Consider the following 13,760-nt stretch of genomic DNA (forward strand, 5'->3'; position numbering starts at 1 on the left):
CGACGTCGCCGGTCGGCGAACCAGGTGGGCCTCAGTCGTCGTGGGTACCCAGCGCCGTGCCCGTGAAGCCCGACAGCCTCGCCGCGGCCTGGACGAAGCTCAGGTGCGTGAACGCCTGGGGCGTGTTGCCGAGCTGGCGTTTCGTCACAGGGTCGTACTCCTCCGAGAACAGCCCGACGTCGTTGGCGACGGCCTTGAGCCTCTCGAAGAGCGCCGTGGCGTCCTTGGTGCGCCCTTGGGCGACGTAGTTGTTGACGAGCCAGAAGGAGCACGGCAGGAAGGCGCCCTCCCCGGGCGGGAGCCCGTCGTCGCCGGACTCGCTGCGGTAGCGCAGGACGAAGCCGTCCTGGATGAGGTCCTTCTCGATGGCCGCCACGGTTCCGACCATCCGGGGGTCCTTCCCGGGCAGGAACCCCGACGTCGGGATCTGGAGGAGCGCCGCGTCGAGCTGTTTGGATCCGTAGGCCTGGGTGAAGGAGTTGAGGTCGGGGTCGAAACCCTCGTCGCAGACCTGCTGGTGGATCTCGTCGCGTGCGGCACGCCAACGGTCGAGTGGAGCGGGGAGGTCGAACTCCTCGGCGGAACTCACCGCGCTTGCGAAACCGAGCCACGCCATGACCTTCGAGTGCGTGAAGTGCTGGCGCTCACCGCGCATCTCCCAGAGGCCGTCGTCGGGGTGCTGCCAGGCACCCTCCAGGAAGTCGAGCAGGGCGACCTCGAGCTTCCACGGCTCGTCGGCGTGGCCGGCGGATCCGGCCTGGGCGGGTGCGACGTCGCGCATGAACGCCAGTGAGGCGAGCGTCTCGCCGTAGACGTCGAGTTGGAACTGGTTGCTCGCCGCGTTGCCGACACGCACGGGTGCCGATCCTTCGTAGCCCGAGAGCCCCGGGACCTCGTATTCGTCGAGGCGCCGCTCGCCACCGAGCCCGTACATGATCTGGAGCTTGGCGGGGTCGCCGGCGGCGGCCCGTAACAGCCAGTCGCGCCACGCCAGGGCCTCGTCGTCGTATCCGCCGGTCATGAGAGCAAGGAGCGTGAGCACCGAATCGCGCAGCCAGCAGTACCGGTAGTCCCAGTTCCGGACACTTCCGATCCACTCCGGCAGTGACGTGGTCGCCGCGGCGACGATGCCGCCCGTCGGCGCGTACGTGAGCGACTTCAGGGTGATGAGCGACCGGCGGACCATGTCGGCCGACTCGTCGTGGAAGTTGCACCGTCCCGACCACTCCCGCCACCAGTCGTCGGTCCGTTGGAGAGCATCGTCGGCATCACCCTCGGGCGGTGCGTCGACATGCGACGGATGCCACGCCAGGACGAAGGGGATCCGATCTCCCGTTTGGACGACGAAGTCGGAGACGGTCGACGGTCCCGCGCCCTCCGTGGGTGCCGGCGTGGAGAGCACCATCGAGTCGGGGCCTGCCGTCGCGTGCGTCCGCCCGTCCTCGCAGACGACCCACGGCAGGTTCGAGCCGTAGTCGAACCTGATGCGGAGGTCCATGTGGATCGGCACCCGCCCCGAGACGCCCTCCACGATCCGCACGACGTCGACCGTCTCGTCGCGGATCGGCATGAAGTCGATCAGCCGCACGACACCGTCGTCGGTGTGGAACGTGGTCTCCAGGACGAGTGTGCCGTCGCGGTAGGAACGCTCGATCCGCCTGATCCCACCAGCCGGCGCCAGGAGCCAGCGTCCGTTCTCCACTTCCCCGAGGAGTGCGGCGAACACAGCGCCGGAGTCGAAGCGCGGGACGCAGAGCCAGTCGATCGAGCCGTTCCTGTCGACGAGCGCGGCGGTCTGCGTGTCGCCGATGATCGCGTAGTCCTCGATGGGGCTCGCCACGGTGAAGGTCAGTTCTCCAACCAGGCCCAGGCGTCGTCGTCACTGTCGAAGTACTGCGCCTCCTTCGCGTAGAAGGGGCTGGCGATCTTCGTGAGGTACTCCTGCCACTTCCGGTTGCCCACGATCGCCATCTTCTCGATCTTGTCGTGGTACTCGTGTCCGAAGTGCAGGTCGGAGCCCCAGGCGCTCACCTTCTCCCAGTGGAAGTCGGTGAGGTCGCACAGCAGGTTCACCGATCCGGTGTCGGCCACCGCCGCCTCCACGGCCGGGGTGAGAACGGCGTAGTCCTCCTTGGAGACGTCTCCCGACACCTTGAACCCGAGCGTCGACCCGGAACTACGGTCCATCTTCTCGATCATCGTGCATCTCCTTCTGCGAGGCGGGCACCGCAGGATACCTGCGGCGCTCCTCCTCGCCTTCGGTAGGGTCGCGGGCGTGACCCGTCGAGACGATCCGGCACCGGCGCACCCGCTCGTCGAGGCCGGAGAGGTCACGGTGGTCCCCGGGGTCTACGACTCGTTGTCGGCCCGCCTGGCCGAACGCGCCGGGTTTCCTGCGGTCGTGCTCACGGGCTACGGCGTTGCCGCCACCCTGCTCGGTGAGCCGGATCTGGGGCTGCTCACGCAGTCCGAGCTGCTCGAGGTCGCCCGACGGGTCTGCGCGGCGACGGACCTGGCGGTGATCGTCGACGGCGACACGGGTCACGGTGGGCCACTGAACGTGCAGCATCTGGTGCGTGCGCTGGCGCAGATCGGTGCCTTCGGCGTCATCCTGGAGGACCAGACGTGGCCCAAGCGCTGTGGCCACATGCGCGACAAGTCCGTCGTGGACGCCGGGGAGCACGCGGCCAAGATCCGCGCCGCCGTCGATGCCCGGGGCAACGACCACCTCACGATCACCGCCCGCACGGACGCTCTCGCGACACACGGACTGGACGAGGCACTCCGCCGGGCCCACCTCTACAAGGACGCCGGCGCCGACGTGTTGTTCGTCGAGGGACCCCGAACGGTCGAGGATCTCCGCATCATCGGTGACCGGCTTCCCCCACCCCTCGCGGTCAACCTCATCGAGGGGGGACGAACACCCCTGTGCTCGCTCGAGGAGCTGCGGGAGATGGGCTTCTTCTCCGTCGGTTTCGTGCTGTCGGGCCTGTACGCGGCAACCCGCGCTCTCGACCGTACCTACCGGCACCTTCGCCGGTACGCGGAGACCGACTCCGTCGCCGGCGAGATGGCCGACTTCGACGAGATGGCGGAGATCCTCGGTGTCGAGGAGCGCCTGGCGACCGACGAGCGCAACCGCGCCTGACACACTGTGAGGGTCGGTTCGTGATCGTGAGAGCGGTTCGTGATGATGCTCGCCCACGTCCAGGATCAGGTCGCACACTCGGCGCCCTACGTCCTGCTCGGCGTCGCGGTCGCCGCCGCCGCGTTCTTTGCGATCGTCTGGCGACGCCGAACGCCAACGAGCGACGGCGAGCTCGACGCCGAACCAGCCGGGCGTCTCTGGCCACGGCGGGCCGGCCTGATGTTCAGCGGCGTCCTGTTCTTCCTCGCCCTCGGGGCCTTCCTCACGAGCGAGCACTGGACCTGGCTCTTGGAGGACGGATCGGTCCGCTCCGACGGCGTCACCGCACCTCCGGTGGTGCTCGAGCCCGGCGACGACCTGTTCCGCGTGGGCGACGAGTCGTCGGCGACGTACATCACCACCGAGCGAAAAGCTGGCAACGACTCCACCGTGGAGGGCTCCACGTCGCTCGTGGCCGGCGAGATCGCGCTCAACCGCGACGACGTCCGGAAGAGCAGGATCGGAACGATCGTCGTGAACGTCGAGGCGCTGGAGTCGGATTCGGCGCTTCGCGACAAGCGCATCCGGCACGACTTCCTGGAGTCGACCGAACACCCCTACGTCGAGTTCGACCCCGGCGCCATCGCGGGACTCCCCGCTGCCGCCGAGGAGGGTGTCGACTACGACGTCAGCGTCGGCGGCGACCTCACGGTCAAGGAAACGACGGAGCCCGTGACCTTCACCGGTACTGTGCGCCTCGACGCCGAGCGCGTCACGGCCACGATGGAAGCCGAGATCCTGATGTCGTCCTTCGACATCGGGCCCATCGCCGTTCCCGGTCTCCTGTCGACATCCGACGAGGTCACACTCCGGTTCGACCTGGTGGCAGACGAGACCGAGCCCGGGAACGGCAACGCCACGGTGGCCGCCGCGTCGGTGGGGGAGGTCGGCAACCCTGGCGAGTACCCGTTCTCCGAGACGGTTCAGCCGATCCTCGAGGAGAGCTGCGCGTCGTGCCACGAGAAGGACGGCGTGGGGAACGAGACGTTCCCGCTCGAGACGGCCGGCGACGCCGCCGAGGTCGCCGACGACCTCGCCCTCGTCACCGGATGGGGCTACATGCCGCCATGGGGCGCGTCGGAGAAGTCCTTGCCGTTCGACCACGACTGGTCGTTGAGCGACGACGAGAAGGCGGAGATCGCCGCGTGGGCCGAGGAGGGTGGCGGGCTCGACGTCCCCACCCACACTCCGATCGAACCCTCGGTCGACGCGATCCGCGAAGTCGACGCCGACGTCACGATCACGCCGGAGCCCTACGCAGGAACTTCCGAGCAGCTCGACGACTACCGCTGTCGGATCTACGCCCTCCCCGAGACCGACGAGTTGCGCTGGGTACGGTCCTTCACGATCGTGCCCGACGAGAAGGAGATCGTGCACCACGCCGTGTTCTTCCATGCGGAGGCCGACGTTCTCGAGACGGCGCGGGAGATCGACGATGCGGACCCCGGCACCGGGTGGGCGTGTGGCGGTCTCACCGGGCTCGACGGCCGGGTCGAGCAGATCGCCGCGTGGGCGCCCGGCCAGCAACCCGTCGAGTATCCCGACGGGACCGGTATCCGGCTCGAGCCCGGCGACTTCTTCGTCGTGCAGACGCACTACCACTACGACCACGAGTTCCCGGAGGACACGTCCGAGGTCGTGGTCGATTTCGCCCCCGAGAGGGACGTGGCCGAGGGCGCGGTCCGGCCCGTCGACAACGCGACGTACCTGGCGCCCGCCGAGATCCCGTGCAGCGACGAGGAGAGGGGCCCACTCTGTGACCGCGATGCGGTCCTCCGACAACTCGGCGAGAAGTTCGGCCCCGGCGCACCTCTCATCCCGACCGGACTACTCCTCCAGTGCCGCAAGCAGTTGAGCGACTACCTGAGCGACACCGACGGCGTCGCCCACGCCGACTGCCGCCACCGCGTCTCGAATCCCGGTGAGATCGTCGGCATCTTCGGCCACATGCACGAGTTCGGGAAGTCGTTCCGCATGACGCTCAACCCGGGAACGCCCGAGGAACGGATACTGCTCGACATCCCCAACTGGAGCTTCGACTGGCAACTCCACTACGAGCCCCTCGACACCGTCGTGCTGGACCGTGACGACACCCTTCTCGTGGAGTGCACGTGGGACCGGGCGCTCGCTCCCATGCCCGAGCCCCGCTACATCACGTGGAACGAGGGCACGGAGGACGAGATGTGCTACTCGACGGTCGCCACCGTCGCGGCGTTGCCCGACTGATCCGCAGTGGTCAGGGGTCCCTCACTCGGAGGATCGACAGAAGGCCGTGTCCTCTGGTCTTCGGCACCGACGGCCCCTGGATCTTCGCGCCGACCGAACTTCTCGAGCAGCGCCATGGGGCCGAGCTCGCGGTAGCTGGTGAACCCGTCGGGGCGCGACGACAGGTGGTTCGCCAGGAACAGGTCGAAGAAGTCCCGGCCTCGCATCGCGGTGAAGCGCGCCAGGAACCATTTTCGTAGCGCCATGGCGCCATTGACCGCCCAGACCATCGGGCGCGGCGGAAGCGAATAGCCGAGCGCAGCAAGGAGCTCGGGATCGCCCATCCACACTCGCGTGACCGGCGACACCAGAGGACGCACGATCCTCGGCACCATGGCTTCGACGGCGCACATCATGGCTTCGGCCAAGGCGTGGTTGTCCGGGTGGGACCTCCTGTTCTCGTCGAGATAGTTGTCGACCCAGCGCCGGAGCTCTTCTCCATCGGCGGGTACTCCATCGATGCCCATCGCCACACCCGTGCAGCGAATCCGCTCGTAGAGCATCCGCTTCTCGGAATCGGTGATGGGCCGCCACCCGTAGCGCTCGTTCCAGCGCTCCGACCCGAACCCGAACGTCGACAAGACATAGAGGTAGTCATCGTTTCGGATCGCGTACTGGGCGTGGATCCGGTTGATCTGGGCTATGGCTTCGCGCCCCTCGGCGCTGTCCGGGCCCCTGGTGAGAGGTGCGGCCATCAGCGCCTTCGTGTCGTCGAGTCGGCGTACTCCGTCGTTGTGGTACTCGCCCGTCCTGCGCAGCAGGGCCGAGATGCGGGGAATGGCGAACGTGTGGAACTGGCCGACCTCGCTGGCCAGCACCGTGTCGACACCCAGATCTGCGGCGTACTGATCGAACGGGTCCGTGCGTGACTCCGGTCGGCGTCGGCGCAGATTCACGATGCTTGTCCAGGCGGCCGCGAGTGGTCCGGATCGGCGTGCCATGGCGGAACAGTACCCAACACGCCTCTTGCCGGACGCGTCCGGCGGCCCCGGAGAACACCATCGCCTCGGAGACGAACTCGACCCCTCACCCCGTGCGGACATGAAGTACAAGGAGAGGTCCGTCGAAGCCTGCAGCCGCGGCGCATGGCGCCCGACGGCGTCGTAGAGTCGGAGGATCGACAGGAGGTCGTATCCCATGGGCAGCACAACCCCCGAAACGGTTCACTGGCGGGGCGTCAACCATCTGGCACTCGTCACACCCGACATGGACTCGACGGTCCGTTTCTATGCGGGCGTCCTCGGTATGCGGCTCGTGTGCACGACGATGGCCGGTCCGATGCGCCACTACTTCTTCGAGATCGGGCCACAGAACACGATCGCGTTCTTCGAGATCCCCGGTTTGGAACGTTTCGAGAAACCTGCCGGCGCTCCGCCCCCGGATTTCCCGATCCAGTTCGACCACCTCTCCTTCAATGTTCCCGACGAGGATGCGTTGGAAGCCCTGCGGAAGCGCCTCATCGACGCCGGCAGTGAGGTCACCGAAGTCGTCGATCACGGGTTCGTGCGTTCGGTGTACTTCACCGATCCGAACGGAATCTCGCTCGAGGCCTCCTGGTGGGCGATCGACGCCACCGGCCGGCCTGCCGACTTCGACGACGCCCGCGTGTTCGGTGATCCCGACCCCGTGTCTGCGGTCGGTGAGCTCGCTCGACACGGAACTGTCGATCAGGTACCGACGACGAAGCTCGTCGGCGACGAGATCCTCGACCCGGCCTGATCCGGTCGGGGCCGTTCAGGCGTCGGCAACGAGACGTCGGACGTCGGCGAGGCGTTGGATCGAAGCCAGAGCTGACCGCTGCTCCTCGACGATGTTGCGGACGATCACGTCCGTGTAGCCCATCGAAGCGAAGCGCCGGAACTCGTCGGCCACCGTTTCGACCCCGCCGACGACGCAGGCGCTCGGATCGAAGCCGCGGTAGCCGGCGTCGAGCACGGGGCCGGCGACGGACCGCGCGTCGGCGTCGTCTGCGCCCACGTGCACATCGCGTCGGATCGCGATGACCGACGGTCTTCTTCCGTGAACGTCGCAACGCTGCCGGTAGGTGCCGAGCAGTCGGTCGGCCGCCTCGGGGACGAGGTCCGGCCCCGCGAGCCAGGCGTCACCGAGACGAGCGGCGCGGTCGATCGCCCGGGGAGCATGGCCACCGATCCAGATCGACAATCTTCCGGGAGGCAACGGAGCGATCCGCGCGCTCTGGATCGACCACGGATCGGTGGCATCCACCTCCTCCCCTGCGAGGAGCCGACGGACGATCGACAACGACTCCTCGAAGCGGGTTGCCCGGTCGCGTTCCGAGGTTCCGAGCGCCGCGAACTGCTCCGTGCCCGCGCCGATGGCGCACTGGAGCACGAAGGGGCCACCGGCGACGGCGGAAAGCGTCGCCACGTGCTCGGCGACGATCAGTGGATGCCAGAGCGGCAAGAGGTAGAGGGCACCGGCGGGGCGCTCATCCCACTCGGCCAACAACCGTCCGAGGATGGGTGAGTTCTGGTAGTAGGGCACCGGTACGTTGTGATGGTCCCCGACGAAGAGGGAGTCGAGTCCCGCCTCGCGCGCCGCAGCTGCCCGCTCGACCATGAACCGCGCGCCGCTCCGCACGTCGCCCACGCCGTAGACGCTTCGTACCGAGATCCCCACACGCATGGTCGCTCCTTGGCCTCGTGCAAGCGTCGCACAAACGGCGCCGGACCGGGCGAGGTGCCGCCGCGGGAGCTCTGGCGGCCCGTGGCGTAGTGTCGACGCAGCGGGATGACGTTGACCCGAAAGGCACCATGAGGTCCAGTGAGCAGCCAGTGGATCACACGACAGAGGCTGCCCACCGCAAACGGTTCGTCGGCCTGGCGACTGCGTGTGCCGTGGCGGTGCTGATCGCCGGCTGCAGCGCCGACAACGACGGAGACAACAACCAGAGCGCTCCGACGACCACCACGACGGCGATGGAGGCGCCCGATGCCCCGGTCGTGATCGCCCACCGGGGAGCGTCGCACGACGCACCCGAGCACACCTTCGCCGCCTACGACTTGGCCCTCGAGCAGGGCGCCGACTACATCGAGCAGGATCTGCAACTCACGGCCGACGGGATCCTCGTGGTACTCCACGACGACACACTGGACCGGACCGCCCGCGGCCCGGCTGATTCGTGTACCGGAACCGTGAGCGCCAAGACCCTCGACCAACTGCTCGAGTGCGACATGGGGTCGTGGTTCAACGAGACGTACCCCGAGCTCGCCGAACCCGACTACGTCGGCCTGACGATCCCGACGATGGAGGAGATCCTCGACCGGTACGGCTCAGACACGCGGTACTACATCGAGACGAAGACGTCGGGCGCCGAGCCTGCCATGGAGGAGTCGCTCGTGGATCTGCTCGGCGAGTCGGGTCTGCTCGACGACGTGTCCGACACGCAGCAGGTGATCATCCAGTCGTTCAGTCCCGACAGTCTCCGCAGCGTCCACACGCTGGTTCCCGACATCCCCCTCGTGCAGCTCCGGGTTCCCGGCAGCCCGCCACCCGACGAGGCCGCGCTCGACGACATCGCCGGGTACGCCGCGGGCATTGGCCCCGCGTTCGCCGATGCCGACGCGGCACTGGTCGAGGCGGCGCACCGTCGGTGCCTCGTCGTGCACCCCTGGACCGTCGATGACCCTGCGGAGATGGTGCAGCTGCTCGACCTCGGTGTCGACGGCATGTTCACGAACATGCCGGAGGTCCTCGTCCCCAAGACAGACGGCCGCGCCACACCGCTGGAGGCGTGCACATCCGGCGCATCCGTGGGCTGAGTGCGGCCCGCGCTCGAGCCGTACGGCCACTCCGACGCGCCACCGCCAGATCCTCAGTTCGGATGCCGCGGCAGCGTGGGATGGCGGCGTTGGAGCAGGGCTCGGTTGTAGCGCTGGAGCATGACCGGATAGCCGTTCACCAGGACGTCGAACAACAATGTCAGGATCGCGGCCGTCCACCAGCGGTGGGCAGCGGCGTTGACCACGACGACCAGAGTGGCGATCAGAAGGATGACGTGGCTCACTTCGGCGTCCCTCATTCTCTGGTCGAGGTGGGCGAGCTTCTCCGGCGTGTGTTCGGACGGCAGGTGCAGGTCGGGGTTGAACACGGCGAAGGGTCCGCGGCGCAGCAGTCGCTTCGCGACACGGACTCCGAGCAGCTCGTAGAGACGTCCGGAGACCTCGAAGGCGCGAAGGTCATGGTACGAACCCGGAAGGCGGGGTCGAGCGACGCGGCTCACCGTTCCCAGCCACACCATCGGCACCCACACGACCAGGAATGCGAAGACCGCGCTGGTGCCCCCGAAAACCCGGGCTGCCCAGGCGAGGAGGAGGCCCGCCACGACGGTCGTGCCGACGAGAACCAGAACCTTCCGCACGCTCTGATCGTCGCGGAACGGCTCAACGGCGGCCAGGGCCGTTGGTCCGTGGACTCTCGGGCGCGTGGGTGGCCACGAGCTCTGTCGACGTCAGCTCGTGGTGGAGTCGGCGCCTTCGTCGGGCAGCAGCGACTTCTGGTCGAGGACGTAGAGAAGTGCCAGTGACGGCAGGATGATCACCGCGGCGGCGACGAAGACCACGAAGAGGGCGACGAGGGTCGGTTCGGGCGCAGCGTCGTCGGAGACCTTCAGGGTCGTCGGCAGCATGTAGGGCCACTGCGCGACACCCCAGGCGATGATGACGCCGGCCACCGCCCCGATCGAGAGGACGCGCGCGAAGCGGTGGGAGTGCCGGACCAGCAGGATCAGCGACCCGAGCCCACAGAGAGCGGAGAGAATGACGAGCGGCAGGGCACGCGACGTGAGCCCGTCGAAGACGTAGCGGGCGTCCTCCCGGAGTACGAAGGTCCCCACGAAGGCGATCACACCCGTCACGACGGCGGCTCCCACCGCACGACGGCGGAAGTACTCGACCATGCGGTCGTCGTCGAGGCGCCGGGCGTCCCAGACGAGGTAGACGGCCGCGAGGTATGCCACCGCCGCTACGGCGAGGACGCCACCGAGAACGGACGTGGGGTTGACCCAGCTGTTCCAGGGGTCCCCGGCCCTGCCGCCCGCCGGAACGCGCCCGGAGGCGATCGCGCCGGCGATCGCCCCCATGCAGAACGGCACGACGACCGACGACGCGGCGAACGCCGCACCGAAGTTCCGCTGGTCGCGGGTGCGGAACACGGCCTTGCGGAAGGCAAAGCTCGATCCGCGTACCACGATCCCCAGCGCGGCGAGTGTGAGAGGGACGAAGAGTGTGAGGGTGACCGACGCGAACGTCTCCGAGAACGCAGTCCACAACACGACGAGCACGAAGATCAGCCAGACGTGGTTCGCCTCCCACACCGGACCGATCGAGTGGTCGACCAGCGCCCGCGGTCGCTCCCCCTTCTCGGCGCCTCCCGCCACGAGATCCCAGAAGCCGGCTCCGAAGTCGGCACCGCCGAAGACGGCGTAGGCCGTCACACCGACGAACAGGACAACGGCAATCACGTCCGACCAGCTCATCCGACGGGTTCCCTGTCACCGGCATCGTGCGCGGGGGGATCGGCCGGAGAGGCGACCGGTGCAGGCGGGCCGTACGGGACGTCGTGCTCGGCCACGGCCTCGGCCTCGCGCCAGCGGCGTGCCATGCCGCGCAACACGAGAACGGTCGTGACGCCGACGACGGCGTAGACCCCGAGGATCACGAGGAACGTCATCCACACAGCGTTGTTGGCGGTGGCGGCGTCCTCGACCTTCATCTCGCCCACCACGATCCACGGTTGCCGGCCGACCTCGGTGACGACCCAGCCGGCCTCCATCGCGATCACCGCCAGGATTCCCGAGACCGCGGCGATGCGCAGGAACAACTTCGGTCCGGGGAGGTCGCGTCGCCGCCACCACACGATGCCGAACCACGCCGAGAGCAGGAGCAACAGCGTTCCGAGGCCGACCATCACGTCCCATGCCCAGTGGACGATGTTGGCCTGTCGGATCGTGGGCTGCTCGTCTTCGGGGAACGCGTCGCGTCCCTGGATCTCCGTGCTCGTCCAGTCGCCCGGGTCCGACAGGATCGACGCCATCCCCGGGATCGGAATCCCACCCGTGACCTCGCCGTCGCTGTTGAACCACCCGAACAGTGTCTCGGGGACGTCGTCGCCTGTCTCCCCCACGAGCTCGATCGCCGCGAACTTCTCGGGCTCGTTCTCGAAGACGTACCGGGCGAGTGAGTCACCCACGACCATCTGCACCGGTGTCGCGATCGCTGCGACCGTGAACGGGATGATGAAGCCGAGGCGGTGGTACCGGTCGTTGCGGCCCCGCAACATCCCGAAGGCGTAGACGGACGCCACGAGGAACCCGCCCACGAGGTACGCGGCCACGACCATGTGTGCCGCCTGAAGGGGCATCGCGTCGTTGAAGATCACGCCGAGCGGGTCGACGTCGGTGACCTTGCCGGCGGCGTCGAGCGTGTAGCCCGCCGGCTGGTTCATCCAGGCGTTGGCCGCCACCACCGAGATGCTCCCGCCGATCCCGGCGATCACCACGGGCACGCCTGTCCAGAAGTGCGGCCAGGGTTTCAGGCGCCGCCAGCCGTAGATGTAGATGGCGATGAAGATCGCCTCGGTGAAGAAGAACAGGCCCTCGACGGCGAAGGGAATCCCGAAGGCCTCGCCCCACCGGTCCATGAATCTCGGCCACAGAAGGCCGAACTCGAAGGTGAGGACGGTCCCCGTGACGGCTCCCACGGCGAACGTGACCGCCATGTACTTCGACCACCGCTGCGCCAGCCGCAGGGCATCGGCGTCGTCATGCTTGATCCCGCGGTAGTTGGCGATGAGCGCCATGGCCGCCCACGAGACACCCAGTGGCACGAGGACGATGTGGAAGGCGAGGGTGAACGCCATCTGTCCGCGTGCCCACGGCACCGGGTCGACAGCGAGGATCTGTGACCCGAGGTCGATCATCGGACGTCCCGGTCAGCGGGGCGCATCAGCTCACATTCCCGGAGCGACTCACGCTCGCCCGACCCGATCCGGATGTGGAGAGCGACTCGGTGCGGCGAGGCCTGCCCCGGTTCGCTCACCGCCCCCGACCACGCCACATCCCCTGCTCGACCGAACACGCCGACGGCCCTGTCGCGTCCACCGGGCGGCAGCCTACCGAGTGACCGGCATCGTCTGTTCGACCTCCGCCGCGGGTCGCTGTGCCTACAGCGTGCAGCGCCGGAGGCGCCACACCGATCGAACCTGAATCCCCGCTGACGGTCCAGCCCGGGTTCAGGCTGCCTTCAGGGTCGTCGCCGTAGGACTCCGACTACCGAAGCACCCGGACGGGAGGCCCGCCGTGGCACGTCGATCAGAAGAAGCCGGAACGAGACAGGATCAGACGGGACGACGTCGATCGGAGCAGCGTGAACCGTCGGGCTCCCGATCCGGTCCGGCGACCCGCCGTGCGCTCCGGGCCGTCGGAGCCCTGTCGGCGCTCGCACTCGTCGTCTCGAGCTGTGGCGGAAGCGGCAGCTCGGACTCCGGTGCCTCGGGCTCTGACGAGTCGCTGGACTGCGGCACCACGGTCGAGGTGGACCCGGCGAACTTCGTCGACCCCACGACCGACACGAATCCGTACCACCCGCTCACGCCGGGTCTGCAGTGGGTGCGGGGCGGGTCCACGCTCGTCGGCGACCGCGAGGTTCCCCACGAGGTCATCACCACGATGACCGATGTGATCCGGGAGATCGACGGGATCCCGACCGTCGCCATGCTCGACGAGTCGACCGACTCGGGCGAGGTCGCCCAGGTCGGAATGGACTACATGGCGCTCGACAGGGACGGCAACGTCTGGATCCTCGGGGGCTACACCGAGGAGTACGAGGGCGGCGAGTACACCAACACCGAGGGCGCCTGGCTCGGCGACGCCGACGGAGGAATGGTGGGCATCCTCGCGCCTGCCGACGTCACGATGGACACACCCCGCTGGTGTATCGGCGCCGCCCCGGACGAGGACCCGTCGGTCGGTGAGCCCGTCGAGGTCGGTGTCAGGGAGTGCGTGGCCTTCGGCTGCTACGACAACGTCCGGGTGATCCAGGAGGGCGAGGCCGGCGCCCCCGACAACGAAAACAAGTACTACGCACCCGGCGTCGGGGTCATCAACAACGTCCCGCTCGACGCGAGCCTGCACAAGGACCGCTTCGAGCTCCTCAACCTCGTCGAGCTGAGCCCCGAGGGCCTGGCCGAGGCGAGCCAGACGGTGCTCGACCTCGAGGCCCACGCCCGTGAGACGGCTCCCGACGTGTTCGGTGCGGCACCCGAGTCGGAGCGGGCGAGTTGACCGCTT

At 68.1% G+C, this 13,760-nt stretch carries 12 protein-coding genes; 5 read left to right on the top strand and 7 right to left on the bottom strand.

What is annotated here, in order from left to right; genetic code table 11:
- Positions 1-31: 31 nt before the first annotated feature.
- On the bottom strand, positions 32-1,840 hold the full coding sequence (locus R3A49_07775; protein ID MEZ5170628.1) for a glycoside hydrolase family 15 protein: 1,809 nt from the start codon (positions 1,838-1,840) through the stop codon (positions 32-34).
- Positions 1,841-1,848: 8 nt separating this feature from the next.
- The gene (locus R3A49_07780) at positions 1,849-2,187 is read right to left on the bottom strand and encodes an STAS/SEC14 domain-containing protein (GenBank protein ID MEZ5170629.1); all 339 of its coding nucleotides are present in this window, start codon (positions 2,185-2,187) and stop codon (positions 1,849-1,851) included.
- An 88-nt stretch (positions 2,188-2,275) separates the two neighbouring features.
- Here R3A49_07780 and R3A49_07785 point away from each other — a divergent pair, with 88 nt between their 5' ends.
- A complete protein-coding gene (locus R3A49_07785) occupies positions 2,276-3,148 on the top strand; it encodes an isocitrate lyase/PEP mutase family protein (GenBank protein MEZ5170630.1) in 873 nt (290 codons plus the stop codon).
- 42 nt (positions 3,149-3,190) lie between these two features.
- A complete protein-coding gene (locus R3A49_07790) occupies positions 3,191-5,413 on the top strand; it encodes a YceI family protein (protein ID MEZ5170631.1) in 2,223 nt (740 codons plus the stop codon).
- On the opposite strand, the gene R3A49_07795 is transcribed toward R3A49_07790, so the two are convergent.
- The gene (locus tag R3A49_07795) at positions 5,374-6,393 is read right to left on the bottom strand and encodes an oxygenase MpaB family protein (GenBank protein MEZ5170632.1); all 1,020 of its coding nucleotides are present in this window, start codon (positions 6,391-6,393) and stop codon (positions 5,374-5,376) included. The genes R3A49_07790 and R3A49_07795 overlap by 40 nt on opposite strands.
- 196 nt (positions 6,394-6,589) lie before the next feature.
- Between R3A49_07795 and R3A49_07800 the strand changes: the two genes are divergently transcribed.
- Positions 6,590-7,171: a VOC family protein gene (locus tag R3A49_07800; GenBank protein ID MEZ5170633.1), complete on the top strand. Its 582-nt coding sequence runs from the start codon at positions 6,590-6,592 to the stop codon at positions 7,169-7,171.
- 15 nt (positions 7,172-7,186) lie between these two features.
- On the opposite strand, the gene R3A49_07805 is transcribed toward R3A49_07800, so the two are convergent.
- Positions 7,187-8,098 (bottom strand): LLM class flavin-dependent oxidoreductase, encoded by a 912-nt coding sequence (locus R3A49_07805; GenBank protein MEZ5170634.1) that lies wholly within the window; start codon positions 8,096-8,098, stop codon positions 7,187-7,189.
- Between the two features lie 149 nt (positions 8,099-8,247).
- Here R3A49_07805 and R3A49_07810 point away from each other — a divergent pair, with 149 nt between their 5' ends.
- A complete protein-coding gene (locus tag R3A49_07810; GenBank protein ID MEZ5170635.1) occupies positions 8,248-9,234 on the top strand; it encodes a glycerophosphodiester phosphodiesterase in 987 nt (328 codons plus the stop codon).
- 53 nt (positions 9,235-9,287) lie between these two features.
- Here the strand turns inward: R3A49_07810 and R3A49_07815 are convergent, their stop codons facing one another.
- The 3 genes from R3A49_07815 to R3A49_07825 form a co-directional block, all read right to left on the bottom strand.
- Entirely contained in the window at positions 9,288-9,833 is a 546-nt protein-coding gene (locus tag R3A49_07815; GenBank protein ID MEZ5170636.1) for a hypothetical protein, read from the bottom strand.
- 90 nt (positions 9,834-9,923) lie between these two features.
- Positions 9,924-10,949, bottom strand: a complete 1,026-nt coding sequence (locus R3A49_07820) for a cytochrome d ubiquinol oxidase subunit II (GenBank protein ID MEZ5170637.1) — start codon at positions 10,947-10,949, stop codon at positions 9,924-9,926.
- Positions 10,946-12,391 carry a cytochrome ubiquinol oxidase subunit I gene (locus R3A49_07825; protein ID MEZ5170638.1) on the bottom strand — a complete coding sequence of 482 codons (1,446 nt, stop codon included), beginning with the start codon at positions 12,389-12,391 and terminating at the stop codon, positions 10,946-10,948. Before R3A49_07825 ends, R3A49_07820 begins: the two co-directional genes overlap by 4 nt.
- A gap of 379 nt (positions 12,392-12,770) precedes the next feature.
- Between R3A49_07825 and R3A49_07830 the strand changes: the two genes are divergently transcribed.
- Entirely contained in the window at positions 12,771-13,754 is a 984-nt protein-coding gene (locus tag R3A49_07830) for a hypothetical protein (GenBank protein ID MEZ5170639.1), read from the top strand.
- Positions 13,755-13,760 lie beyond the last annotated feature (6 nt).

Source organism: Acidimicrobiia bacterium (assembly GCA_041394025.1).
Classification (GTDB): domain Bacteria; phylum Actinomycetota; class Acidimicrobiia; order IMCC26256; family JAOSJL01; genus JAOSJL01.

Bases quoted from the DNA above. Each gene is read 5' to 3' on its own strand.
- R3A49_07800 (MEZ5170633.1), top strand. From the start codon at position 6,590: ATGGGCAGCACAACCCCCGAAACGGTTCACTGGCGGGGCGTCAACCAT.
- R3A49_07795 (MEZ5170632.1), bottom strand. From the start codon at position 6,393: ATGGCACGCCGATCCGGACCACTCGCGGCCGCCTGGACAAGCATCGTG.
- R3A49_07820 (MEZ5170637.1), bottom strand. From the start codon at position 10,949: ATGAGCTGGTCGGACGTGATTGCCGTTGTCCTGTTCGTCGGTGTGACG.
- R3A49_07805 (MEZ5170634.1), bottom strand. From the start codon at position 8,098: ATGCGTGTGGGGATCTCGGTACGAAGCGTCTACGGCGTGGGCGACGTG.
- R3A49_07825 (MEZ5170638.1), bottom strand. From the start codon at position 12,391: ATGATCGACCTCGGGTCACAGATCCTCGCTGTCGACCCGGTGCCGTGG.
- R3A49_07780 (MEZ5170629.1), bottom strand. From the start codon at position 2,187: ATGGACCGTAGTTCCGGGTCGACGCTCGGGTTCAAGGTGTCGGGAGAC.
- R3A49_07790 (MEZ5170631.1), top strand. From the start codon at position 3,191: ATGATGCTCGCCCACGTCCAGGATCAGGTCGCACACTCGGCGCCCTAC.